At 70.1% G+C, this 25,773-nt stretch carries 19 protein-coding genes; 6 read left to right on the forward strand and 13 right to left on the reverse strand.

Features of this window, described 5'->3' with window-relative positions:
* Positions 1-25: 25 nt before the first annotated feature.
* The 11 genes from ABEA43_RS06190 to ABEA43_RS06240 form a co-directional block, all read right to left on the reverse strand.
* Entirely contained in the window at positions 26-1,105 is a 1,080-nt protein-coding gene (locus ABEA43_RS06190) for a sialidase family protein (protein ID WP_345559591.1), read from the reverse strand.
* A complete protein-coding gene (locus tag ABEA43_RS06195) occupies positions 1,102-2,142 on the reverse strand; it encodes an ABC transporter ATP-binding protein (protein ID WP_345559593.1) in 1,041 nt (346 codons plus the stop codon). Before ABEA43_RS06195 ends, ABEA43_RS06190 begins: the two co-directional genes overlap by 4 nt.
* The gene (locus ABEA43_RS06200; RefSeq protein ID WP_345559595.1) at positions 2,139-3,149 is read right to left on the reverse strand and encodes an ABC transporter ATP-binding protein; all 1,011 of its coding nucleotides are present in this window, start codon (positions 3,147-3,149) and stop codon (positions 2,139-2,141) included. The genes ABEA43_RS06195 and ABEA43_RS06200 overlap by 4 nt, the downstream gene beginning before the upstream one ends.
* A complete protein-coding gene (locus ABEA43_RS06205) occupies positions 3,124-4,254 on the reverse strand; it encodes an ABC transporter permease (protein ID WP_345559597.1) in 1,131 nt (376 codons plus the stop codon). Before ABEA43_RS06205 ends, ABEA43_RS06200 begins: the two co-directional genes overlap by 26 nt.
* Positions 4,255-4,260: 6 nt before the next feature.
* Positions 4,261-5,259 carry an ABC transporter permease gene (locus tag ABEA43_RS06210; protein ID WP_345559599.1) on the reverse strand — a complete coding sequence of 333 codons (999 nt, stop codon included), beginning with the start codon at positions 5,257-5,259 and terminating at the stop codon, positions 4,261-4,263.
* Positions 5,260-5,268: 9 nt separating this feature from the next.
* A complete protein-coding gene (locus tag ABEA43_RS06215; RefSeq protein WP_345559602.1) occupies positions 5,269-7,254 on the reverse strand; it encodes an ABC transporter substrate-binding protein in 1,986 nt (661 codons plus the stop codon).
* An 18-nt stretch (positions 7,255-7,272) separates the two neighbouring features.
* Positions 7,273-9,558, reverse strand: coding sequence for an Ig-like domain-containing protein (locus tag ABEA43_RS06220; protein ID WP_345559604.1), 2,286 nt, complete (start codon positions 9,556-9,558; stop codon positions 7,273-7,275).
* Between the two features lie 347 nt (positions 9,559-9,905).
* Entirely contained in the window at positions 9,906-10,922 is a 1,017-nt protein-coding gene (locus ABEA43_RS06225; protein ID WP_345559606.1) for a sugar-binding transcriptional regulator, read from the reverse strand.
* 91 nt (positions 10,923-11,013) lie between these two features.
* The gene (locus ABEA43_RS06230) at positions 11,014-11,916 is read right to left on the reverse strand and encodes a nucleoside hydrolase (RefSeq protein WP_345559608.1); all 903 of its coding nucleotides are present in this window, start codon (positions 11,914-11,916) and stop codon (positions 11,014-11,016) included.
* Between the two features lie 44 nt (positions 11,917-11,960).
* Entirely contained in the window at positions 11,961-13,181 is a 1,221-nt protein-coding gene (locus tag ABEA43_RS06235) for a hypothetical protein (RefSeq protein WP_345559610.1), read from the reverse strand.
* A 23-nt stretch (positions 13,182-13,204) separates the two neighbouring features.
* A complete protein-coding gene (locus tag ABEA43_RS06240; RefSeq protein ID WP_345559612.1) occupies positions 13,205-14,653 on the reverse strand; it encodes a pectinesterase family protein in 1,449 nt (482 codons plus the stop codon).
* 178 nt (positions 14,654-14,831) lie between these two features.
* Here ABEA43_RS06240 and ABEA43_RS06245 point away from each other — a divergent pair, with 178 nt between their 5' ends.
* The 6 genes from ABEA43_RS06245 to ABEA43_RS06270 all read left to right on the forward strand — a co-directional run bounded on the left by ABEA43_RS06245 (position 14,832) and on the right by ABEA43_RS06270 (position 21,545).
* Entirely contained in the window at positions 14,832-16,100 is a 1,269-nt protein-coding gene (locus ABEA43_RS06245; protein WP_345559614.1) for a sugar ABC transporter substrate-binding protein, read from the forward strand.
* On the forward strand, positions 16,097-16,975 hold the full coding sequence (locus ABEA43_RS06250; protein ID WP_345559616.1) for a carbohydrate ABC transporter permease: 879 nt from the start codon (positions 16,097-16,099) through the stop codon (positions 16,973-16,975). The genes ABEA43_RS06245 and ABEA43_RS06250 overlap by 4 nt, the downstream gene beginning before the upstream one ends.
* Positions 16,976-16,977: 2 nt before the next feature.
* The gene (locus ABEA43_RS06255) at positions 16,978-17,796 is read left to right on the forward strand and encodes a carbohydrate ABC transporter permease (RefSeq protein WP_345559618.1); all 819 of its coding nucleotides are present in this window, start codon (positions 16,978-16,980) and stop codon (positions 17,794-17,796) included.
* Between the two features lie 20 nt (positions 17,797-17,816).
* A complete protein-coding gene (locus tag ABEA43_RS06260) occupies positions 17,817-18,692 on the forward strand; it encodes a nucleoside hydrolase (protein ID WP_345559620.1) in 876 nt (291 codons plus the stop codon).
* A gap of 134 nt (positions 18,693-18,826) precedes the next feature.
* Complete coding sequence (locus tag ABEA43_RS06265; protein WP_345559622.1) at positions 18,827-20,179, forward strand: glycosyl hydrolase family 28-related protein; 1,353 nt, start codon at positions 18,827-18,829, stop codon at positions 20,177-20,179.
* A 40-nt stretch (positions 20,180-20,219) separates the two neighbouring features.
* The gene (locus ABEA43_RS06270) at positions 20,220-21,545 is read left to right on the forward strand and encodes a hypothetical protein (RefSeq protein ID WP_345559624.1); all 1,326 of its coding nucleotides are present in this window, start codon (positions 20,220-20,222) and stop codon (positions 21,543-21,545) included.
* Between the two features lie 20 nt (positions 21,546-21,565).
* Here the strand turns inward: ABEA43_RS06270 and ABEA43_RS06275 are convergent, their stop codons facing one another.
* Together ABEA43_RS06275 and ABEA43_RS06280 are read right to left on the reverse strand one after the other, a co-directional pair.
* Positions 21,566-22,579, reverse strand: a complete 1,014-nt coding sequence (locus ABEA43_RS06275; RefSeq protein WP_345559626.1) for a LacI family DNA-binding transcriptional regulator — start codon at positions 22,577-22,579, stop codon at positions 21,566-21,568.
* Between the two features lie 179 nt (positions 22,580-22,758).
* The gene (locus ABEA43_RS06280; protein WP_345559628.1) at positions 22,759-25,695 is read right to left on the reverse strand and encodes a glycosyl hydrolase; all 2,937 of its coding nucleotides are present in this window, start codon (positions 25,693-25,695) and stop codon (positions 22,759-22,761) included.
* Positions 25,696-25,773 lie beyond the last annotated feature (78 nt).

The following is a 25,773-nucleotide window of genomic DNA, read 5'->3' on the forward strand; positions in this document are numbered from 1 at the left end:
CCGTATAAAATGCTCTGCCGGATTTTCATGACTGGCCAATCTCCAGATATTTGATGGTCTTCCGCAGATAGGAGAAGGCGACGAGAAGCCGCCCGGCTCCGCCGTCGATGACGCTCGGATAGGAATAGCCGAGCTCGTTCTGCCGATATTCGGAGTCGGAGTCCTGCAGGACCCGCCGGTCCGGCCAGGTCGCCCCGCCGTCCTCCGACACGGCGACCACGAGCGGGGTGCGCAGTGCCTTCTTGCGCCGTTCGCCGTTCTTGGTCACCCATCTGAACTGGTCGCGCTCCAGGCTCGCGTCGTTGTAGACGAGCGCGAGCCGGCCGTCGCCGAGCCTCGTGAGCTGGACGGAGGAGTCGTTGCTGGGCAGGTCCGTCGGCTCCGGCGCCGACCACGTACGGCCGTCGGCCGAGGTGGCGGCGTGGATCCGGCGGGCCCGCCGGTCGCGGAACAACGCCAGCAGCCGGCCGTCGGGCCGCCTGGCGATGGTCATCTGCACCAGGTCTCCGCTGCCCGGCACCTGGTGCCCGGCCCACGTGCGGCCGCCGTCCGCGCTGAGCCGCACCACGGACGTGTCGCCGCCGGCCCCGCAGTGATAGGCGGGCAGCAGCCACGTCCCGTCGTCCAGGATCAGCGGCGGGTTCCTGACGAAGGCGCCGGGCTCGGCGAGCAGCACGCGCGGCTCGCTCCACGTCCGGCCGGCGTCGGCCGAGGTGCGGGCCACGACGTGGGCGGTCGTCTGGTCGTACGGCTCGCTGGAGGTGTTCAGCAGCCAGAGCAGCCCGTCGCCGTCCTCGGACAGCACCGGGTTCTGCTCGCTGCGCCCCGGGTCGGCGGCGACGAGCAGCGGCTGCTCCCAGCGGTCGCCGGACAGCCGGGAGAGCACCACGTTCGTGCCGGGGCTGCCCTCCTCCGGCCCGCTGAACCAGGTGCACAGCAGCTCGCCGCCGCGCGTGCGCAGCAGGTTGGCCGCGTGGTTGTCGGGCCCGTGCGGCGCGGGCAGCAGCGCCTCGCGGGCGCCGGGCAGCACGGCGGAGGGGCGGACGACGCCGTCGAAGCGCGGGTCGCGCTGCCGCACGTCGTCGCCGGATCGCAGGCCGGTCATGCCGTCACCTCTCGAACGTCGGGGTCGGGGACGCCGCGCAGCTCCAGCTCCTCGGCGAAGTGGCAGGCCACCCGCCGTCCCTGGACCTCGCGCAGCGGCGGCCGGTCGGTGCGGCAGACGTCCTTGGCGTACACGCAGCGCGGGTTGAACGGGCACCCCGGCGGCACGTGCGCCGGGTCGGCGATGTCGCCCAGCAGCTTGATCCGCTCGCGGTGCCGCTTGGCCGCCGGATCCGGGTCGGGCACCGCCGACAGCAGCGCCTCGGTGTAGGGGTGCATGGGCCGCTGGTAGAGCTGCTCGGTCGGGCCCTGCTCGACCACCCGGCCCAGGTACATCACCGCGACGACGTCCGCGACGTGCTCGATGATGCCCAGGTCGTGACTGACGAACAGGAAGCCGAGGCTCTCCTCCTCCTGCAGGTCGGTCAGCAGGTTCAGGATCTGGGCGCGGACCGACACGTCCAGGGCGCTCACCGCCTCGTCGGCGACGACCAGCCGGGGCGACAGGGCCAGCGCCCGCGCGATGCCGACCCGCTGGCGCTGGCCGCCGCTGAAGGCGTGCGGGTAGCGGTTGCCGTACTCGGGGCGCAGGCCCACGCGCTCCAGCAGCTCGCCGACCCGCGCGTCGATCTCGTCCTTGGTGCCGTACTTGTGCACCCGCATCGGCTCGCCGATGATCTCGCGCAGCGTCTTGCGCGGGTTGAGCGACGAGTGCGGGTCCTGGAAGATCATCCGTACCTGCGCCCGGTACGACTTGAGCTCCTTCTCCTTCAGCGCCGCCACGTCGATCACCGAGCCGTCCGGCCGCCGGTAGAGCATGCGCCCGCCGGTCGGGTCGTGCGCCCGCACGATGCACCGGCCCAGCGTCGTCTTGCCGCAGCCGGACTCCCCGACCAGGCCGAGCGTGCTGCCCGCCGCGATGTCCAGATCGACCTCGTCGACCGCCTTCACCGCGCCGACCTGCCGGCCCAGCAGTCCGCTGCGGACGGGGAAGTGCTTGGTCAGCCCCTCGATCCGCAGCAGGGGTTCCGTGCTCACTCGTCCTCCCCATGATGATCAGGCTGGTAAAGCAGGCAGGACACCTCGCGGTCGCCCACCGGGATGAGGCGCGGCTCCACGGAGTCGCACCGCCCGGCCACGACGAGGTCGCAGCGCGGGTGGAAGGTGCAACCGTCCGGCCGCGCGTACGGCGGCGGGACCATGCCCTTGATCGCCGTCAGCCGGGTCCGCGAGGCCCGCCCCAGCCGCGGCATCGAGCGCAGCAGCGCCTGCGCGTAGGGGTGGCGGGGAGCGGACAGCACGTGCTCGGCGGAGCCGTACTCGACGACCTTGCCCAGGTACATCACCGCCATGCTGTCGGCCACCTGCGCCGCCACGCCGAGGTCGTGCGTGATCAGCATGATCGCCATGCCGAAGTCCGTCTGCAGGTCCCGCAGCAGCTCCAGGATCTGCGCCTGCGTGGTCACGTCCAGGGCGGTCGTCGGCTCGTCGGCGATCAGCAGGCTCGGCCGGCACGACAGCGCCATCGCGATCATCGCCCGCTGCCGCATCCCGCCGCTCAGCTCGAAGGGGTAGGCGTCCACCCGCCGCTGCGGCATGGGGATCCCGACCCGGTCGAGCATCTCGATCGCGCGTTTGCGGGCCACGGCCTTGCCGACGTTCTCGTGCAGCCGGACCGCCTCGACGATCTGGCTGCCGATCGTGTGCACGAGGCTCAGCGAGGCCATCGGCTCCTGGAACACCATCGCGATGTCGTTCCACCTGATCTGCTGCAGCACCTTCTTCGGCGCGCCGACCAGCTCGACCGGGCCGCTCTCGCGGTGCAGGGTGATCCTGCCCCCCTCGATCCGCCCCGGCGGGTCCACCAGGCGCAGGATCGAGCGGGCCATGACGCTCTTGCCGCACCCCGACTCGCCGACGATGGCCAGCGTCTCGCCCCTGCGCACCCGCAGGTCCACGCCGTCCACCGCGGCCACGACGCCGTCGTCCATGAGGAAGTGCGTGCGCAGGTCCTCGATCTCAAGCAGCACGTCGTCTGCGCCCACGGCGGACCCTCCTGTTCCCGTACGGGTCCGCGGCGTCGCGCAGGCCGTCACCGAAGAAGTTCATGGCGACCACGACGACCACCACCGCGACGCCGGGCGCCAGCATCCAGGGCGCGTTGGCGACCACGCGCACGTTCTGCGCGCCCTCCAGCAGCACGCCCCAGCTCACCGCCGGCGCCTGCAGCCCCAGCCCGAGGAAGCTCAGGCTGGTCTCGCCGAGGATCATGCTCGGGATGGCCAGCGACAGCGAGGCGATGATGTGGCTGGCGAACGACGGGATCATGTGCCGGAAGATGATCGACATCCGGCCCACGCCGTCCAGCCGGGCGGCCGTGACGAAGTCCTCCTCGCGCAGCGACAGGAATCGCCCGCGTACGTCTCTCGCCAGTCCGGTCCACCCGATCAGCGACAACAGCACGGTGATGGCGAAATATCGGGTCAGCGGCCCCCAGTCCGTCGGGAGCGTGGCCGACAGCGCCATCCACAGAGGCAGGGTCGGGATCGCCATCAGGAACTCGATGATCCGCTGCACGATGTTGTCGACCGCGCCGCCGAAGTACCCGGAGACGCCGCCGATGAGCATGCCGAGTAAGAAGCTGGCCATGACACCGACCAGCCCGATCGACAGCGACACCCGCGCGCCGTGGATGAGCCTCGACAGCAGGTCCCGGCCGTTCTGGTCGGAGCCGAGCAGGAAGAACGGCTCGCCCTTGGTCACCGGGCCGATCAGGTGGATGTCGGACGGGATCAGGCCGAGCAGCTTGTACTCGTCACCGTGCACGAACAGCCCGACCTCGATGTGCTTGGTCCGGTCCTCGGTGTAGCGCTGCTCGTACGTCTTGGGATCCCGTTCCGTCGTGTACCCGTACACGTGCAGGCCGAGGTCGCTCGAATACCGCGGTAGCTGCGGCGGCGCGTACGTCATCGACGTGTTCGCCGTCGAGCTGGACATCGGCGCGAAGAACTCCGCGAAGATCGCCGTGAAGTACACCGGCACCAGGATCGCCACGCCGATCAGCGCGAGCCGGTGCCGGCGGAACTGCCGCCACATCAGCCGCCACTGCGGCAGGGTCCCTGCTTCCTTCGTCGGTCGCCTGAGGAACATGTGGCGCTACTCTCTCTTGAGCCGTTTGCGAATACGCGGGTCCCACCAGGCCAGCGCCAGGTCGCTCAGCACCGTGCCGATCACGGTCAGCGTGCTGAGGATCATGATGAAGCTGCCGACCAGGTACATGTCCTGGTTCATGACGCCGCTGAGCAGCAGCGGGCCACCGGTGGGCAGGCTCATGACGACCGACACGATGGTCTCCCCGCCGATCAGTCCCGGCAGCAGCCAGCCGACGGTGCTGAAGAAGGGGCTGAGCGACATCCGCACCGGATATTTCAGCAGCAGCTTCCACTCGGGCAGGCCCTTGGCCCTGGCCGTGTGCACGTAGGGCCGATAGAGCTCGTCGAGCAGGTTCGCCCGGGTCACCCGGATCATGCCGGCCGTGCCGGAGACCCCGATGACCACGATGGGGATCCACAGGTGGCCGAACAGGTCGAGGACCTTGCCGAGGTTCCAGGCGGCGTCCTGGAACTCGGGTGAGAACAGCCCGCCCACGCTCTGCCCGAAATAGCGGAACCCGATGTACATGAGGACCAGCGCCAGCATGAACTCCGGGACCGCCATCCCGATGAAGCCGAGGAAGGAGAATCCGTAGTCGCCCCAGGAGTACTGCTTGACCGCGCTGTAGATGCCGATCGGGAAGGCGATCGCCCAGACCATGAGCAGCGAGCTGATCGACAGGAGCGCCGAGAGCACGATCCGCTCACCGATCAGCGTGGACACCGCCTGGTTCCAGGCAAACGATTGACCAAAATCGCCGTGGAGGATGATCGCGGAGATCCAGCGCCAGTACTGGACGAAGATCGGGTCGTCCAGGCCGTAGCGGTGCCTGAGGTTGGCGATCTCCGCGGGAGTGATGCCCTCGCCGCCCGCCTGCGCGTTGGCGACGAGCGTCGAGACGTAGTCGCCGGGCGGCAGGTTGATGATGATGAACGTGACGATCGAGATCGCCCAGAGCGTCACCATCACGTACACCAGGCGGCGGCCGAAATAACCCAGCATGCCGGCGCCTCAGAGGGAGTACTGCTCGGGCTGGGTCGGCCCGGGATTCACGAGCGAGGCGGCCATGGACTCGGGCACGTTCTTGAATCCGGTGGAGACGATGCCGTACTCGTCCGGGTTCGAGCTGATCCCGATCGCGTAGAACTGCTCCTTGGCGATGCGGACGACCTCCTTGGCGTGCTCCAGCGCCTTGGTGAAGTCCGGCTCGTTGCGCATGGTGGTGAACGCCGTCAGCTGCGCCCGCACCTCCTCCGGCGGCTCGTCGCCGCTCTTGCCCTTGCTCCCGTACCACTGGGCCCAGCGGATGGCGTAGCGGGCGCTGCCGGAGTTGCTCGGCACGTAGTAGTGGTCGCCGCCGGCTCCGGTGATCACGTCGAAGTCGCTGCACGTGTACGCGGAGGCCTGCGGCTGGTTCGCCATCGTGCGCTCGGTGTAGAGGGTGGCCGCCACCGGATCGACCCGCAGCCCGATCCCGACCGCCTCCCAGTGCTTCTTGACGAACTCCAGCGCCTGGACGTGCGGCGGGAAGTCGGTGTTGGACATGATGGAGACGGTCAGCGCCTTGCCGTCGGGGCCGAGCCGCCTGCCGTCGGCGTCCTTCTTGGTCAGGCCCGCCTTGTCCAGATGCTCGTTGGCCTTGGCGACGTCGTACTCGGTGTACTGCTTGGCGAACTCCGCGTCGTAGAGGGCGTTGGCCTTGGAGGGCGCGGCCTGCCACGGCTCGCCCTGGCCCGCGTAGACGCCGTCGATGACCTCCTTGCGGTTGATCGCGTACGACAGCCCGATCCGGAAGTCCTTCTTCCTGAACAGCTTGCGCAGGCCGTCGTCGGCGATCGTCTGGTTGAACTGGATGATCAGCGAGTTGCTCAGCCTGCTCGGCACGTCGAACATCCGGTACTTGCCCTTGGCCGCGTTCTGCGCGATCACCGGCTTGTTCTCGGGCGTGTTGAAGTTGCGGAGCTGCATGCCGATCTCGCCGTTCATGATCTTCAGCAGCTCGACCTCGACGTCCCCGAGGATCTCCGACCTGAACCGGTCGAAGTACGGGAGCTGCCGCCCCTGCTGGTCGACCTTCCAGTAGTACGGGTTCCGCTCGGCCACCACCGCCGTGCCGCTGCCGATCGCGTTGGTGATCTTCCATGGGTGCAGCGTGGGGATGTCGGCGTTGTGCGGGACGTCGTTCTTGAGCATGAACAGCTGGGTCCAGTCCTCGAGCTGCTGCTCCTTGGCGAGCTTGTCGACGTCCGGGTTGTACTTCTTGTGGAACTGCTTGAGGTAGTGCTTGGGCAGCAGCACTCCGCTCGCCCCCGGGCGCTCGAACGTGGAGACCGCGATCTGGAACAGCAGGCCCGCCTTCGGCTCCTTGTAGACGTAGCGCACGGTCCGCTCGTCCACCTTCTCGACCTTGACCCGCTCGGTGGTGCTGCCGTTCTCCAGGAAGAGGTCGTAGATGCCGGTGGTGTGCAGGTCGTGGTAGGTGGCCACGTCCTCGAACGCGAAGATCATGTCGTCGGCCGTGCACGGCTGCCCGTCCGACCACTTCAGGCCCTCACGCAGGCGGAAGACGTATTCCCGGCCGCCGTCCTTGACCTCGAACTCGGCGACGTTCGGGATGATGTCGCCGGGCCCCTTCTGGCCGTTGGTGCCGGGCTTGAGGCGGACCAGGGGCTCGTAGGCGAGCGCGTACAGCAGCCAGTCGATGTCGTCCTCGCCGACCATGGCCGAGGCCCACGTGCCGCCGTACTTGCCCGGCTCCTTCAGCGGGGTGACGACCAGGGGGTTCTTCGGCAGGCGCTGCGCCAGCGGCGGCAGTTTGCCGGCCTTGACCAGCTCGGCCAGGGCCGGTGCCTCCTTCGCCGACAGGTCGGCGGCCTGCGCGGCGCCTGCGCCGGTGTCAGGTGCAGTGTCCAAGAAGCTGCAGCCGCTCGCGGTCGCCAGCATGAGCAGGCCCCCGCCGCGGAGCAGGCTCCTCCTCGTCAACGGATCTTGTGTCATGGGGTGCTCCGTTCAGGTCTAACGATTGACCTTGACCAGGCTGAAGGTCGCCGTGGTGTAGGGGTGGACGCCGTTGGCCTCCTGGTTCCCATCGACCGCGAGGCCGATGTAGAACCGGCTGGTACGCATCGAGATGCGCTCGTAGCCGATGCGGGTCCAGTTCAGCGAGTTGTCCGAGAGGAACGCCTCGAACTCGTTGTCTCCGCCGGTGGGCAGGCTCCGGCAGACCAGGCGCAGCCAGAACGGCTTCTCGTCCAGCGGATCGTCGCTGAGGGCCGGGTAGACGCCGACGCTGGCCGCGGTGCCGTTCTGGGCGACCCTGATGGCCTTGGCGCGCATGCCGCCGCCCACGTCGCCGTTCGCGGCGTAACCGATGCCGGCCAGCATGAACGGCGAGTTCGGCGCGAGGTCCTGGCGCACCATGATGCCCGCCACGGCCTCGACGTGCGCCCTGCTCACCTTGTCCACCCGCGCGGTGATCTCGATGACCTCGCCGCGCTTGCTGAACCCGACCGCCTGGTAGGCGAAGTGGAAGGAGTCCTTCCAGCCGGCGATCTTCCCGGACCCCTTCAGCGTGATCACGCCGTCCTTCAGCGCGGTGCTGCCGGGGATGGGCACCTCGCCGATGTCCTGGACCTTCCACGGGTTGTGGGTCCTGGTGCGGGTGACGTGGATCGGCACCAGCGAGGAGGTGGTGGCCGTCCCCGTGCTGTCGGTGGCCCGCGCGGTCACGTAGTAGCTGCCGTCGGTCGCCCCCGTCCAGGTCGCCTGGTACGGCGCCGCCGTGGCCTCGCCGATCTTCGTGTCGCCGTGGAAGAACTCGACCTTGGCGATGGACGCGCCGTCGAGCGCCTTGGCGTCGGCCGTCAGCGTGATGTCCTGCTTGTCCTTGGCCGCCGCGAACACCTGGTCGATCTTGGGAGCGGTGAGGGCGATCTCGGGGTTGCGGCTGCCGGCCCGCTGGACGGAGTTGAGGTAGCGCTCCAGGTTCGTGTACCCGCTGCCGTCCACCGTCTTGGCGTCGTCGGCGTTCTGCGGGTCGAGCCCCTGCGCGCTCTCCCAGTCGTCCGGCATGCCGTCGTGGTCGCTGTCGGCCGGGGCGGGCACCTCGGTGGGTAAGGGCAGGAAGCCGCCCACGTCGGTCTGCGAGTTGATGTGCCGCCCGGTGCCGGTGCGCACCTCGTTGATCAGCCGGGCGTCGACGGCGTCGCGGCGCGGCAGGATGGCGCCGGCCTGGTCGAGGACGGTCGCGTACGCCTGCGCCGGGGTCTGCTCCGTGATGCCGTTCGCGAACTCCACCGGACGGGGCAGCAGCGTGATGCCGCCGATGGGGAAGGTGATGCCGCGCGTGTTGTCGGCCGTGACGTCCGGATGGCCCTCGACCTCGTTGCCGCTCACGTGCCACTGGCCGAACCTGCCCGGGGCGAGGATCTCCCTGGCGATGGGGGGCAGCGTGTTGGGGCCCGGCTTGTAGTAGTTGCCGACCATGTTGACGCCGTTGGACCACTCGCCGCCGTAGCAGGACGTGATGCCGTGGTTGTAGATCACGTTGTTGCGGTGGTCCACCAGCATGTCCATGCCCTCGGTGAAGCTGAAGCGCGGGTTGCGGGCGTTCTGGTGGACGAGCAGGTTGTGGTGGTAGGTGATGGTGTCACCGCCCCACAGGCCGCCCATGCCGTGCCGGCCCTTGTCGTGCACCGAGTTCGTCAGGCCCTCGGAGATGAGGCACCACTGGACGGTCACGTTGGTGTTGCCGTAGACGGAGAAGCACTCGTCCACGCCCCAGCTGAACGAGCAGTGGTCGATGATGACGTCCCGCACGCCCCGGGCGCCGAACGTGTCGATGCCGGTGCCGAGCTCGTCGCCGCCGCGGAAGCGCAGGTGGCGCAGGATGATGTTGTCGCCCTTGATCTGCGTCTCGTTGCCGATGACGGTGATGCCGTGGCCCGGGGCGGTCTGGCCGGCGATGGTCAGGTTGGACCCGGTGATGTCGAGCCCGCCCTTGATCCGGATGTTGCCGGAGACGCGGAAGACGATCGTGCCGTCCGACTTGGCGGCCGCCTCCCGCAGCGACCCCGGGCCGGAGTCGTCGAGCGTGGTCACCTCGTAGACGGCGCCGCCCCGGCCGCCGGTGGTGTACATCCCCGCGCCCTCGGCGCCGGGAAAGGCGGGGACCTTCTTCGCGGCGGCGGTGGTCGCCTTCGGGCCCGGAGTGGTGGGGGCCGGAGCGGGGGTCGCCGCGGCGGCTTCGCCCGGAATCCCGGCCCAGGCCACCGCGGGCGTGGTCAAAGCCGCAGAACGCACGAAAGTACGGCGACTGAATTCTGATTGCTGGGGATCGAAGCCAAGGGCCTCGGCCATCGAAACGCTCTCTTTCCGCCCTGGGAAAGGCAGGGCTGTGCCGGAATTCGGCACACTCCGGAGCTGTCGCTGAGGGGTGAGAATTTTTATTCAGCCGTGAATGGAGTGGATTCATCACATCGTGAACGACACGCATGTGGCTGTCAAGAGCGGTTTCCCGGCAGATGACACGCGGGTAAACTCTCAGCGCTCGTTCAGGGACGGCGAAGGCCGCCGTGCGACGTGCACGGCGGCCCAGTGAAGAGGCGGGTGAAGATGCGGGTGAAGAGGCGGGTGATGGGGCGGGCGGATCAGTCCTTGAGCAGCTGCTCGGCCACTCCCACGTCCGTGATGAGGGTGTTGACCCATCCGCCCTTGAGCGCGGCCCTGATGGCGGCCGTCTTGCGCCGCCCCCCGGCGATCGCGATGCGCCTGGGCACCCGCAGCAGGTCGGCGGCCGGGATGCCGAGCACGCGCTCCTCCAGCGGCGAGTCGACCAGCTTTCCGTCGGCGTCGAAGAACCGCAGGCACACGTCGCCCACGGCGCCGAGCCCGCGCAGCGTCTCCAGCTCGTCCTCCGAGATCGCGTTCCCGCTCTCCTGCAGCAGCGGGGACGGGCTCAGGCTGCCGATGCCGACGAGCACGGTCGTCAGCCGCGACCACGCGTCCACCACCTGGCGCACCACGTGGTCGTCGGACAGCGCCTGCCGCGCCTGCGTGGTGCCGACCAGGCCGGGCGCGGGCAGGAAGACCGGCTCCGCGCCGGTGAGATCGGCCAGGTGGGCGGCCAGCCTGGTGGCCTGCACCTGCGCGGACCCCTTGCCCACGCCGCCGATGAGCTGGACGACCTCCTCGGCCACCCGCACGGGACGGCGCTGCATCGCCTCGACCGTGGCCAGCAGGCTCGCGCTCCACGAGGAGATGCCGAGGTGCTCGCCCCCGATCAGGGTCGCGTCCAGGTAGGTCGCGCCGGCCGAGCCCAGCGCGGCCACGACGTCGTGGTTCTCGCCCACGGCGTCGACCACGATGATCTGCTCCACGCCGTATTTGCGCTCGAGGTCCTCCTCCAGCAGCGCGTGGACGCCGCTGGGCACCACGACCACCGTGCGCACGATGCCGATCTCCGCGGCCTCCTTGAGCAGCCGCGACACCCGTGGCTGCGAGATGCGCAGCTGGGCGGCGATCTGCGGCTGGCGGACCCCGTGCTCGTGATAGAGCCGGGCGACCCGCACCAGGAGCCGCATCCGCTCGGACTCCTGGCTGAGCCGCCGGCCGCCGAACCTCATAGGCTCGCCGCGGCTCTTGTCGGACTGACTGTCAGCTCCCACGATCGCTGGCCTCCGCTTCGCCGCTCCTGCTGGTCCGGTGGCGAGCCCGGGCCACTGCCGAGTGCCATTCTGCCATCGACGGACCCCCTCCCTAGATCGTGGCGAAGGCCCGCAGCTTGGCGAAGAAGTCCTCGTGGATGAACCGCGCGTCGATCGAGTCATATGTGCGGATCGGCCGGTTCTGGAGCGCGAAGTCGTGCGAGCCGTCGTACCGGAAGTTCGGCGCGGGCCGCTCCAGCCAGGTTCCGCAGTCGGGGTGGAGCAGCAGGCCGACGGCGGGGGAGTCGCCCAGCACGCGGCACTCGATCGACCCGCCGTGCTCCTGCTCGTTCCACTCGACGAGCTGGCGCACCAGGTAGTCGCCGATCTCGCCGTACGGCGCGACCTTCGCGTCGAGCTCGGCGTATCCGACGGCCATCATCCGGTACGTCGGCGCCGGGATCTGCCAGACCTTCAGCGCCGAGGAGAAGACCAGGTTGGCCGCCAGGATGTCGTTGGACAGGTTGAACTCGGGGCGCCCAGGCTGCCCGCCACGGCCGTCGTACCCGCCGCCGCCGATCCAGACGACGGTCACGTCCCGATCGGCGATGCGGGGCTCGAGGAGCAGCGCCGCCGCCATGTCGGTCAGCGGGCCGAGGAAGGCCACGTAGAGCGGCTCGGCCACGTCGCGCATGGCCTCCTCGACGATCAGCTCCACGCCCGGCGAGGTGACCGGCCGGCCCGCGTCGGGCAGCGCGTACGGCAGGCCGTCCGCGACCGTGACCGTGCCCTCCAGCTTCATCAGCCGCAGCAGCAGATCGATCTCGGCCCGGCTCTCCTCCAGGCTCGTACGGGTGCGCCGGTTGCCGAAATGCGCGGCGACCAGACCCCGAATGTCGAGGCTCGGTGAGAGCAAGGCGTGGACGATGGCGAATTGGTCGTCCGCCTCGTTTTTCGCGTCCGTGTCGATGATGACTCTGCGGCGGTGGGAAAAAGTCCTGCTGGTCATCCGCATCTTCCGATTGAATAACTATTCAGCAACGTATCTATATTCCGATATTAGGTTGTGACATTTGTGGTGTCAAGATCCCACAGGATCACGGACAGCGCGTGCGGCGAGATCGTGTGGTCGTCGTGGGTCGCGTCCTCCAGGAGATCCCACCGCCCCTGCTCGGGCCGCCCGCCGGCCAGGAGCGCGACCCGGTCGCGCACCGGAGCCTGGTACACGCGGTGTCCCACGCCGTTGAAGCAGCACTCGTCGAACCGGTTGAGAATCTGGAGCTGCCCGCGTCCCGGGCCGATGGAGGCGAGCACGTACATGTCGAGGAAGTCGTCGGACGGGCCGGTGTAGAAGCCGGGGAAGGCCGCCTTGGTCTGCTCGAAGTCGCCGATCGTGGGGCTCGGCTTCGGCGAGGCGGGCCGCAGGAAGAACGGCAGCGACCCGGCCACCGGGTAGCTGCGGGTGATCCGCGGATCCAGCGCCGAGTAGACCGTGGTCGTCCAGCCGCCGCCCGACAGGCCGACCATCTCCACCGACGCCGGCCGGTACGTGGCCAGTGCGTGGTTGAGCGTGACCGTGAGCGGTTCGAGGAAGAAGGTCATCGTCGAGAACCGCGCGCTCTCCCAGGGCGGCAGTTGCTTGTGCGACGGGGCGGGCAGCAGCTTCGACGGGTCGGCCGGGTCCTCGATCTGCTGCTGGTTCCAGTGGTGGAACGGCATCGCGTACACCATCACCCGGTAACCCCGGTCGAGCAGCGCCTGGACCACCCGCAGCATGGTGTCGAACGGCTCGCCGTGCCCGTTGTGGTACAGCGCGAGCCGCCGGTTCCAGGCGCGGCGCGGCACCAGGTCGTACACCTTGGCGGAGACCTGATAGCGCAGCGGGACCGTCAGCCGGTCGATCCTGCGCACGCCGGTCAGCGAGGCGAAGTCCGGCGCGCTCACGCCGCTCTCCACGGCAGGCAGCGTCTTGGGCTGCCCCGCTCCCTTCCAGATGTAGTCGATCATGCGCTGGCGCCTGGCGGTGAGGTCCGCGGCGGACGCGATGCCGATCAGCGGCTCGATGTCGACGCCCGCCACGGCCGCGGGCAGCGTCTTGTACTCGGGGCCGAACTTCGCCGCCGACTCCTGGTTCACCGGCGCCACGGGGCGCGGCGCCACCTTGCCGACATGCCCGGCCACCGCTGTGGCGGGGGCCACGACCGCGCCGGCGGCCAGGGCACCGATCCCACCCAGAACCCCGCCCAGAACGCTGCGTCTGCTGCTCGCTGACCTGTCCAAATCGATCGCCTCTCTCCGTGCTCTCAATGACGGCCGGACTGGGGATCCCAGCCGCCCAGGACGAACGAAGGCTCGCTCCACTGCGCCGCCTCGGCGGCCGTGAGCTGACGCGAGCAGGCCAGCCGCTGCGAGGTGTCGATCGCGCGCCCGGTCAGATCGGTGCTGCGGTACTCCCAGAAGGACGCCGACTGGGCCTGCGCGCAGTCGTTCGGGTCGATCTGCCAGCCGGCGGGCGAGATGTGGGTGTCCATCGCGGTGTCGATGAACACCGCCTGGCTGTGCGTGAACCGCCACACGGCGCTGCGGCTCAGCATCACCGAGCCGTCCGGCACGCCCGCCGCCCGCGTCAGCTTCGTGCGCACGAACACCGTGCCCGGCCGGGTGGCGTCGTTGCGGCTCTGCGAGATGTAGCCGGAGTCGGTCGACTCCAGCACCGAGTCCTGGATGAACACCGTGCCGGTGCCCCAGACGAAGTCGGTGTCACCGCTGATGCGGCTGTCGGTCACGAAGCCCTTGCCCTGCAGGCGCAGCGTGTCCTGGTTGCTGATGATGTTCAGCCGCTCCAGCGTGATGCGGTCGTTGTTGCCCCTGAACGCCTCGGCCTGCGACCCGCCGTCCGGCGTGGTGTTGTGCACGGTCAGGTCGCTCATCCGGAAGTCGGCCGCGTCCACCCCGAACGAGGCCCGCCAGCAGTTGTGCAGGTCGGAGGTCTCCAGCACGCGGCGCGGGCACACGTCGGCCGGGCCGCCGTTGCTCAGCGCCTTGTCGCCGTTGCGCAGGTCGTTGTTGGGGTACTGGATCACCGTCCGCTTCGCGCCCGCGCCCCGCACGGTGAGGTGCGGCCGGTCCTCGCGGACATAGACGATCTCGGTGTAGACGCCGGGCCGCACGTCGATCGTCACCGGCCGGGAGTTGCCGGTGGGCACGGCGTCGATCGCGCCCTGCACGGTGCAGAAGTCACCGGTCCCGGCGGCCGACACGGTCAGGTGGCGTGCGCGGGGCGCGTGCTTGGCCGTCGTGAAGCGCCAGGCCCTGGGATCCTGGACGCCCTCGAAGCCGGCGAACACGCCGGGGTCGGCGGTGACGTAGTACTCCTGGCCGTATTCGAGCTGCCGGTGCAGGTAGACGCGGGCGGCGGAGCCGTCGATCATGATCGATTCGTACGAGAAGTCGTGCGGCAGCCCGGTGTCGGAGATCGCGGCTCCGACGTTCTTCCTGTCGGTCTTGGCCGTGGCCGCCTCGATCCGGTCGGCCAGCGTGCCGTCGGCCCTGCGCACCTCGATCGCGCCGGACGAGCCGAGCACCGGAGGCGCCGGGAAGGTGATCGTCAAGGGCGCGTCGACGCAGGTCCCGCCCGCGCGGCCGGGCACCGAGAAGCGGGCCCCAGAGTCGGATGCCGTTGCCGGGGCGGCCGGGCATAAGGCGAGCGCCGTGAACATCGTGGTGAGGACGGCCGTGAGTGTTGCCTTCACACGCAGCTCCGAATGAATAAAGGCTAGTGAATATATATGTAAACGTCTCACTCGCTCCGGTCAAGGGTGTGAGGGCTTGTCTGTGTGGCCGAGTTCGTGGCATGCTGGCCGCCATCCCCGCAGTTGACACGTGTAGACTCGATGCTTGACCTGGTCAGAGGCCAGAAGGAGCAAAGCGATGAAGAAGTCCCTGGCCCTTGTGAGCCTCCTCGCCGTGCTGGCGGCGGGCTGTGGATCGGGCGGCGGTGACACGGCGTCGAGCACGCTGCGGTTCACCGGCCCGGAGGATCCCAAGACGTTCCAGCCCGTCATCGACGGCTTCCAGGCCAAGAACGCCGGCGTCCGGGTCGAGTACACGCAGATCCCGTTCGACCAGCTCAACAGCACGCTCCAGCAGCGGCTGTCCGCCAAGGACAAGTCGATCGACGTCTACGCCGTGGACCAGCCGCGCGTGGCGGCGCTGGCCACCCGCGGCTTCCTCACCGATCTCAGCGACTGGAAGGACCGGGTCAAGCAGGCGGCCCTGCCCGCCCAGTACGACGTCAACGAGCACAACGGCAAGCTGTGGTCCGTCCCGATCTGGACCTCCGACCAGTTCCTCTTCTACAACAAGACCCTGCTGAAGAAGGCCGGCGTGACCCCGCCGCCGAGCGACCCGGCCAAGCGCTGGACGTGGGAGCAGACGGCGGAAGCGGGCAAGAAGGCCCAGGCCGCGGGCGCGGAATGGGCGCTCATCCCCGAGCAGATCGAGCAGTTCTACCAGTTGCAGAGCCTGGCCGAGTCGCTCGGCGGCGGCCCCGGGATCACCGGGCCCGACATGCTCACCCCCGCGGTGACCACCGACGGCTGGGTCAAGGCGATGACCTGGTACCACGGCCTGTTCGCGAACAAGCTGGCGCCGCGCGGGGTGGGCTCGTTCCAGACCTCGCCGCTGTTCACCGAGGGCAAGGTGGCCTTCTTCGCCGGCGGCCCGTGGGACGTGGGCGCCTTCGCCGCGGCCAAGGACCTCGACTGGGGCGTCGCGCCGTACCCCTACTTCGCGGGCGGCAAGCAGGTCACGCCGACCGGCTCCTGGTCCTGGGGCATCAACCCGGCCTCGGAGAACCAGCAGCTCGCCCGCAAGTTCCTCGAATATGCAGCCCTCGACCCCGAGGGCAACCTGCTGACCACCAAGGCCACCACGATCATCCCGTCGAACCGGGCCGCGTTCGAGAAGTACGTGCCGATCCTCGACGCGCTCGCGGGCGACAAGAGCAAGGGCGCCGACGAGATCATCACCTACGACGCCGACCACACGGCCGTCGCCCGGCCCAGGTCCGTCGGCTACATCCAGTTCGAGGACGTCATGACCAAGACGTTCGCCGACATCCGCAACGGCACGGATCCCAAGGCCCGCCTCGACCAGGCCACCCAGGAGATCAAGACCGCCTGGGCCCAGCTCCGATGAGGAAGCCGGCCACCCACGTGGGCCGGCCGGTGCTGGTGTCGCTGGCGTTCCTGGCCCCGGCCCTGATCGCGCTGCTGGTGCTGCGCCTGGTCCCGGCCGCCATCGCGTTCGCGGGCAGCCTCAGCCACACCAGCCTGGTCAGCGGCGAGACCTCGTTCGTCGGCCTCGGCAACTACGCCACGCTCTTCTCCGACCCGACGTTCCTCCAGAGCGTGCGCGTCACGCTGCTGTTCAGCGTGATCGTCAACCCGCTGCAGATCGCCGCCGCGCTGGCACTCGCGGTGCTGTACACCCGGCGCTTCGCCGGCGTCCGCTTCCTGCGGGTGCTGGTGATCCTGCCGATCGCGGTGCCGCCGGCGGTGTCCGCGGCCATCTGGAGCGTCGCCTACCGCCCCGACGGCCTGCTCAACTCGGTGCTCAGCGTCCTCGGCCTGCCGCCGCAGCCCTTCCTGACCTCGCCGGGCCAGGCGCTGTGGTCGCTGATCGTGCTGCTGTCGTGGATCGGCGTCGGCTACTGGATGATGTTCCTGATCGCCGGGCTGCAGGACATCCCGGTCTCCCTGTACGAGGCCGCCGCCATCGACGGAGCCTCGGCCTGGGCCCGGTTCTGGCACGTCACGCTGCCGCTGCTGCGCAGGCCGCTGGCGTTCGTGCTGGTGGCCGACACCGTCTCGAACTTCCTCGTCTTCGCCCCGGTCCAGATGCTCACCAACGGCGGCCCCGAGGGCTCGACGAACGTCACCATGTTCGACATCTTCACCCGCGCCTACACCGTGGGCGACCTGAGCCTGGCGCAGGCCGAGGTGATGCTGCTGGTCCTGCTCGTGCTGGCCGTCGTGATCGTCCAGTTCCGGCTCCTGCGCGGGAAGGACTGACCGTGTCCAGACGCCTGTACGCCCTGCTGGCCACGCTGATCGGCCTGGCCTTCGCACTGCCGCTGCTGTGGGCGCTGTCCAGCTCGCTGCGCGGCGGCTCGGAGATCTTCCGGCACATCTCGCGGCTGTCCTGGGAGACGCTCGTGCCGGTCGACCCGACCCTGGGCAACTACGCCGCCCTGGCCACCGGCGACTTCGGCCGCGCCATCCTCAACTCCCTGCTCGTCGCGCTGGTCACCGTGGCCGCCGGGCTGCTGATCTCGGCCGCCGCCGCGTTCGGGCTGTCCGCGCTGCGCTTCAGAGGCCAGGGGGCGCTGTTCGCCATCGTCGTGCTCAGCTTCCTCATCCCCTTCGACGCGATCGCGATCCCGCTGGCCACACTGTTCCGCGACTGGGACCTGACCAACACCTACGCCGGGCTGATCCTGCCCGGTCTCGGCCACGGGCTGGCCATCTTCCTGCTGCGCCAGTTCTTCCTGGCCATCCCCGGCGACCTGGTGGAGGCCGCGCGCATCGACGGGCTGGGGTGGTTCGGGGTGTTCGCCCGGATCTACCTGCCGCTGTCGCGTCCCGCACTGGTGAGCGCGGGGCTGACGCTGTTCATCTTCCAATGGCAGTCGTACGTGTGGCCGCTGCTGATCGGCACCGACACCCAGCACCAGCTCGGCCCCATCGCCCTGGCGAACCTGCGCGGCCAGTTCACCATCGACTACGGGCAGCTCTTCGCGGGCTCGATCGTCCTGACGGTCATCCCGCTGCTGATCATCCTGCGCTTCCAGCGCCACTTCACGCAGTCCATCGCCACCACCGGGCTCAAGTAAGCCCTCCGAGAAAGGTCACCATGGCTTCTCCCACCATGCGCGTCGTCTTCGACACCGACATCGGCACCGACGTGGACGACGCCCTGGCGCTCGCCGTCCTGCTCGGCTCGCCGGAGGTGGACCTGCTCGGCTGCACCACCGTCTACGGCGACACGCTGCTGCGGGCGCGCCTGGCCCAGCGCCTGGCCCGGCTGGGCGGACGCCCTCTCACGGTGGTCCCCGGAGCCGCGAAGACCCTCACCGACCGGCCCGTCTGGTGGGCCGGCCACGAAGGCGTCCTCTTCCCCGACCTGGACCAGGAGCCGGTGGACGAGGGTGACGGGGTGGCGTACCTGATCGAGCAGGTCGGCCGCGCGCCCGGCCAGGTGGACGTCGTGGCGGTCGGGCCGCTGACCAACATCGCCCGCGCCATCACCGAGTCGCCCTCCTTCGCCCGCGACGTGCGGCATCTGTGGCTCATGGGCGGGCGCTTCGACGACCCGAGCCCCGAGCACAACCTGAAGTGCGACCCGGAGGCGGCGGCCGTCGTGTTCGGCTCCGGCGCGCCGATCACCGTGACCGGCCTGGAGATCACCACCACGGTGCGCATGGACGCCGCCGACGTGAGCGCCATCGCCGCGGCCGGGCCGCTGGGCGAGGCGCTGAAGGCGGAGATCGAGCAGTGGTGGCGCTTCTGGGACGAGGAGTGGAACTGCCCGCACGACCCGATCACGGTGCTGACCCTGGTGGCGCCGTCGCTGTTCGGGTTCAGCCCCGAGGGGCGGGTCGTGGTGGGGGCGGACGGCTCCAGCACGTTCGAGGCGGGCGGGGGGCGCACCCGGATCACCACGTCGGCGCCCGCGGAGCAGGTGGCACGGGAGATCGTCCGCCGCATCGTGCGGGAACGTTCCAGATAGGAAATGCGGCTAACCCTGCGTAATTCGGACGACCTATTCAGGTGATTATGGTTGTCCGCAGGACTCCGGAGACTCTAGCGTGATCGCGATCATGCCTCTCGGGGCGCTTCCTCCAGTCAAGGAGCGATGTTCGCATGTCCGGAATCGCAGGTAACGAAGAGCGTGGCCAGGTCAGCCGGCGCGCGCTCGCGGGTGGCTTAGCCGTCACGGGCATGGGCGCCCTGTCGATGTGGGGCGCCGGCCCGGCCGAGGCCAACACCGACCCTTCGGTCTACAGCGTCGACGTCAAGGACTACGGCGCGAAGGGCGACGGCACCACCGACGACTCCGACGCGATCAAGGCCGCCGTCACGGCCGCCCTGTCCGGCCGCAGCAACGGCGTCGTCAGGAAGGAGGTCTTCTTCCCGCCGGGCAACTACAAGATCACCAAGAAGGACACCCTGATGTGGTCGCCCACGACGGGGAACGCCGACCAGGTCTTCGGCCTGCGCTTCCGCGGCAGCGGCCCCCGGGTGACGAACATCAGCTTCGCCACGAACTTCACGGCGAACGCCGACCCGCGCGAGAACAACCTGATCACCGCCGCCGTGCGGTTGCGGTACGCGTACTTCGAGGACATGAGTTTCCAGTCCAACAACGCCAACAACCGCTTCGCGTACTACTGGTCGGTGGACACCATCGACGCGAACTCGCAGTACCCCGGCTACGGCAACGGCCAGAACCAGTACTTCGTGTACAAGAACGTCGAGTGGAAGGGCCCCTGGGACCGGGTCATCGGCATCGACGGCGACCACGAGGCGAACAACAACAGCGAGCACCACTTCATCCTGTGCTCGACCGACACCGTCTCCGTCTACACCGACGCGTTCCTGCACTGCGGGATCTCCAGCCCGTCGAGCCGCAACCAGCAGAACCAGTTCCTCAACTTCTTCATGCTGTCGTGCAACTTCGCCCTGGCCGGCGGCGACTTCTTCCGCTTCGACCGCGGCGGCTCGATCAACGTGATCGGCGGCTCCTGGTCGATGGTCGGCTCCAACCCGGCCCGCTACTTCTATATGCCCCTGGCCAACGGCGAGCTGAGCGCCACCCGCCTGAACGTCACGGGCGTGCGCTTCGAGCCGAAGAGCGCCAACCACAAGATCATCGACTGCAACTGGAGCAACGGCAACGTCACCTTCACCTCCTGCTCCGACATGGCCGCGGTACAGATCCCCGGGGCGGCCGCCTACAACCTGCACCGGTACGGGACTCCCTCCAACCGGCTGCCCACCGTCCGCTACCAGGACTGCGTCCTGGCCGGCCACCACCTCGTGGACGGCGCGGGAACGAGCCTGACCAACGGCAAGATGATCTACGAGGGCTGCCGGTTCTACCACACGAACACCGCCGTCAGCGCCGCCTCGGGCACCGCGTTCCTGCGCTACACCAGCGCCCCGGCCCGCTACGCCTTCCGCGACTCCTGGGCCACCGCGGACGTCTCCGGCTGACCCGCGACACCGGCGGCGCGCCTGGCCGTACAGTCTGACCATGGTTTTCGACGACGACGCGCTGATCGCGGCTCTCGACGACGACACGGCGGTGCTCCGCGCGACCGCCGCGCCGGCCGCGGCCGACCTCCAGGCGATGCTTCAGCTCTGCGCCTCGGGAAAGCTGCGGTGCAGCGAGACGACGCACAGGCCGGGCGCGGCGACGGTCGCGGCCGTGGCCGCGGTGCTGGCCGACGGTGACTTCTACGCCGGGGAGCCGATCGCGGCGTTCGCCTGGCCGCTGCTGTTACAGGCCGGCGGCCTGGCCGAACTGGCCGGCGGGAAGCTGCGGCTGACCGCGCGCGGGCGTACGGCGCTGGGCAGGCCCGCGGCGGAGACGATCAAGCACCTGTGGCGACGCTGGGTCAGCGGCGGGCTGATCGACGAGCTCACCCGGATCGAGGAGATCAAGGGCCAGCGGAGCAAGAACGTGCTGACCGCCGTGAAGCCGCGGCGGCAGCACGTCGCCGCCGCTCTCGCGCTGTGCGAGCCGGGCGGGTGGGTGCGGATCGACGACTTGTTCGCGCAGATGCGCAGGCAAGGGCTCGACCCGGTCATCGCCCGCAGCGGACGGGCGCTGTGGAAGCTGTACCTGGTGGACCACGAATACGGCAGCCTGGGGTACGCGGGCTACGGCGACTGGCCGATCCTGCAGGGCCGCTACACGCTCGCGGTCGTGTTCGAGTACGCGGCGACGCTCGGCCTGGTCGACGTGGCCTATGTCGAGCCGGACGGGGCGCGGGACGACTACCACGGCAACTGGGGGGCCGACTCGCTGGATCGGCTGAGCCGCTACGACGGGCTGCGGGCGGTGCGGCTGAACCCGCTGGGCGCGTACGTGCTCGGCCTCAGCAAGGCTTTCGAGTCGCCGGAGCCGGCCGTCGAGCAGATGCTCAAGGTGCTGCCGAACTTCGACGTCGTCGCCACCGGCACGCTGCGACCGGCGGACCGGCTGACCCTCGACGCCTACGCCACCCGTACCTCCGACCGGGTCTGGACCCTGTCCGCCCGATCGCTGCGCCAGGCATTGAGCTCCGGGGAGAATCTGGCGCGGCTGCGGACGTTCCTGGGGGAGCGCTGCGGGCACGACCTGCCCGCCACCGTGACCACGCTGTTCGCGGACGTGGAGCGCAGAGCCCGCCAGGTGCGGGACCACGGGCTCGTACGGCTGGTCGAGGCCGAGGACGCGGCGATCGCCGCGCTCATCGCGGGCGACCGCAAGGCGGGCCCGCTGTGCCGCTCGCTCGGGGACCGCTATCTGTACGTGGCCCCGGAGGACGAGGCCGCCTTCCGCAGAGCGGCACTGGCACTCGGGTACGTCGTGTAGAAGGAGGCGGGCGCGCCGGGTCAGCGGTGGAGGCGGGGCTCGGGGCAGCCGCAGGAGCCGCGGGTGACCAGGGTGGCGGAGAAGATCTTGGTGAGCGGCTCCCCGCCCTCCGTCTCGATCGCCCCGACCAGCGTTTCCGTCGCGTGCCTGGCCATCTCGTCGATCGGCTGGCTGATCGTGGTCAGCCCCGGCACCGTGTACGCCGCCTCCCGCGCCCCGTCGAAGCCCGCCACCGCCAGGTCCGCGGGCACCCGCAGCCCGAGGTCGGCCGCCGCGCGCATGGCGCCGATGGCCTGGTCGTCGATCGAGGCGAACAGCGCCGTGGGACGTTCGGGCGACGACAGCAGCCGGAGCGCGGCGGAGTAGCCGCCCTCCAGGCTCAGCTCGCCTTCCTCCATGGGCCCGATCTCCGCCCCGGCCTCCAGCAGCGCCCGGCGCCAGCCCGCGGCGCGCAGCGCGACGGGGGTGACGTCGAGCGGTCCGCCGACGAAGCCGATGCGGCGGTGGCCGTGCCCGAGCAGGTGGCGGGTGGCCTGGTAGCCGCCCTCCTCGTCGTCCACCGCGAGCCGGGAGAAGTAGGGCGGCGCCTGGTGGTCGATGGTGACCACCGGGATGCGGCCGCGCATCTCCTCGGCCCGGTCGGGCGCGACCGGGACGCGCATGAGCACGAGCCCGTCGACCTGCCGCTCCATGAAGCTGCGTACGTAGCTCTCGGCCCGCGCCGGATCCTCGGCCGAGTTGCCGAGCAGCACGGAGTAGCCCCGCTGCCAGGCCACCTCCTCGCACGCGCGGGTGAACTGGCCGAAGAACGGGCTCGTCCCCCCCGCACTGTCGGAGGCGATCACGCCGATGGTCCACGAGCGGCGTGAGCGCAGCGACCTGGCCACCACGTTGGGGCGGTAGCCGAGCTCCTCGACCGCCGCCAGGACGCGCCGCCTGGCCGCCTCGGAGACGGGCCTGGGCCCGTTGTTGATCACGTAGCTGACCACGGCCGGCGAGGTGCCCGCCAGCCGCGCCACGTCGTTGCGCGTCACCACCCGCGTCTCACCCCGGCACTCACCCAGACAGCTTACGTTCCGGCCCTCACACCTGGGCCTCCCTGCCCTCCGGCGGCAGGGGCCAGATCGTTCGGGTGTCGTACGACTGCACGTCCCAGACAACGAGAAGGCGGTGCGGCGGGCAGGCGTGTGCGAGTGCCGGCGAAGAGGGTCGGTTACAGCTCTTGGGCCGGGGATTCGCCGTACGGGACGAGCCTGACCGGGCCGAGGAGGCCGTACGGCTGGCGGGTCAGGCCGCCGTAGACCGCCGGGTCCGCCACCCTGAGGCGGTTGCCGAGCGGGGTGGCCACCTCCACCTCGATGGTGTTCGGGCCACGCCTGAGGTACGGGCCGACGTCGAGGACGGGGTGGAGCTGGTCCACCGGGTCGAGGCGGCGGCCGTTGACGCGTACCCGGCAGGTGTCGGTGACCTCGCCCAGCTCCAGGTACGCCCCCGAACCGGGCAGTTCGACCGTCGTCGTGTACGTGCCGACGCCGGAGACGTCGGCCAGCTCGGGGATCTCCGGCCAGGGGAGGAGCCGGTCGAGGCTCAGCGTGTGCGCAGGCTTCGAGTCCGGCCGCCAGTCCTCCACCCGGAGCCGCCACGCGGTCAGCGGGATGGGGGCGGGGACGGGGCCGATGCGGGTCGTCGCCGTCCGGCCGTCGGAGAGGGTGGTGGTGTAGGTCCCGGCCGCGGTCGCGCGGACGAGCAAGCGGCCGCCGGCGAATCTCGCCTGGTCCGCGCCGGTGGCGGTGGCGTGCGGACGCCTGCCCGTGCGGTCGCCGAAGAGGCCGGGGCGGCCGATGGCGACGATCCTGGCCTGGCCGGGCCGCAGAGCCACCCGCAGGCGGATCCCGTCCGGTTCGTCGGTGTACAGCGCGATCCGCTCCGCGCGTCCCGTCCATGGATCGAGGAGGTACGGGACTCCGTCACGATCCGTGCGGGCCAGCGTGATCTCGTGGTCGATGGGGGCCACGGGTGGCTTGGCGTTCTCCTGGTGCTTGCCGTTGCACAGGTAGTAGTAGTCCACCCTTCCGTCCACGCGGCGCATCGTGAGCAAGGTGGAGGTGGCCGCGTAGCGGACGTCTGGGCGCACGTCGAGGGAGGCGAGTGCGGCGGGCACGTCCGCGGCGGCGGCGATCATCCGGACCTTGGGCTCGGCGAGCAGGTCGGCCAGCACGGCGCGGAGCCGGTCGTCGTCCCCGTCGCGGGGCACGCCGGGGACCGTGGCGTGCTCCCAGGCGCCGAGCAGGACGATGGGCAGGCCCGCACGTGCGTACTGCAGCAGCCGCCCGGCCACCGCGAGCGTCATCGTGCACTCGCCCGCGTAGAAGCGGTCGCCCTCCACGAACAGCGCCTTGTACGCGGGTCCGGCCAGCCGGCCGTCCTTGACCCGGGCGGCGGGCAGGTCCAGAAGGGGGCCGCTGAGGAACTGGTGGGTCCAGCCCGACGGGATCCCGCTCGCGGTGAACCAGGAGGCGCCGATGCCGGTCTTGGTGTAGCCGGTCTGCCGGAGGACGGCCACGTCGGCACGTGGGGTGCCTTGTCGCATGATCAGGTGGATTCGCGCGAAATATCGGGAAATGTCGGTGATGTGCCGCCACGTCGGCTGGCGCGGACCCCACGATTCCGCGTACCCGGTCGTCCCGTTGTAAGGGGTGAACGCGGCGAACCCCGGCCACCCCGCCCCAGGCGCCGTGGCGTAGGAGAAGCCGTGCAGCACGGTCTGGTTGAGCCCGGCCGCGTACGCCCCGCCCATCGTGCGCAGCAGCTTGTCCCACGTGGTCGTGTACGCCCCACCCTGGTAAGCCCCCGCCTCGCACGACAGCACCTCGTGCCCCGCCAGGTCACGACCCCCGGCCAGGCACCGGTAGTCGTCCAGGTTCTTGAAGCCCAGCGACTCGCCCTCCGGCACGTCGAGGATGGCCGCGGCGGCGATGGCGTCGGTCTGCAGCCCGTACGGCTGCGCCCGCAACCGCAGCCCCAGCGAGTGCGCCCAGTCGCGCAGCGCGGTGAAGTGGTGCTCGTTGAACAGCTCCGAGACCGTGTCCCAGAAGTCCTTGCGCGCGTGCCGGGTGAGCGCGGCGTCGTAGGCGAAGACCGGGTCCTCGTCGGCGAGCACGATGACCGGCAGGAAGGGGGCCAGGTCGTAGCCGCGCCGCCGCGAGAACTCCCCGAGGAGGCCCGGTGTCCAGGGCAGCGCGTCGGTCTCGATCTCGATGGAGTCCTCGAACAACGCCCCGCCCGAGCGTCGCAGCAGCGTGCGGATGGCGGGGGTGAGCAGGTTCGACTCCCAGTAGCCGATCACGGCCCCGGTCCCGGCGCGGCTGAAGTGGTCCACGACGTAGGACTCGGGCGCGGTGTGCGGACCCGACTCGGGGCGCTGGCCGGAGCCGCGCTCCCAGTAGGAGATGAGCAGCCAGTCGCCCTCGCCGGGCGCGGTCCAGGTGATCGTCTCACCGGTCACGGCGACGTTCTGGACGGTGGCCGGGTCGAGGCCGGTCTCGTCGCGCGTGGAGTGGGCGGGGTCGATCCTGGCGGCTTGGACGAGCAGCAACGTGCGATCGGGGCGGCCGTCCACGGCGGGCGGCGGCACCGGGCCCGTGTAGGTGGCACCGGCGGCGACCGGGGCCGAGCCGTGGGCGAGCTCCTTGGCGGCGGCCGGGCTCTCGGGGGTGATCGAGGGGACGGCGGCCGGCCAGGAGGGGCCGATGGTCAGGTCGATGGTGAGCCCGCGCCTGGCGGCCTGGTCGAGCGCGGCCTCGACGGCGGTGTTCCAGGCGGGGGTGCCCCAGCCGTGGCCGGCGGGGTCGAGGACGGACTTGTCGCGGATGCTGTGGTGCACGGCCGCGATCTCCGCGCCGCCGAACCCGGCGTCGGCGAGCTGGTCCACCTCACGCCTGATCTCGGCGGGGTCCACGTGGGCGTCGGGCCACCACCAGCGCACCATGGGCCGCACGGCCCGCCGGGGCCGGGCGAACCAGTCCGAAGAGGAAGAAGCGGCCGCGGACGGGAAGCCAGAGGGAGAGGCGGACGCGGGGGAGACGGCGGTGGCGAGCGTGGCGGTGACGCCGAGGGCGAGGAAGCCCCGGCGGGTCAGGGGGTCGGTCACGATGCGCTCCAGGGGGTGGCCGGCGGGACGCGATGTGCCAAACGCGGGTCCGACGGGGGTGCGCCCAGCGAAGGCGCA

This window comes from Nonomuraea rosea (assembly GCF_039539705.1).
Lineage (GTDB): Bacteria > Actinomycetota > Actinomycetes > Streptosporangiales > Streptosporangiaceae > Nonomuraea > Nonomuraea rosea.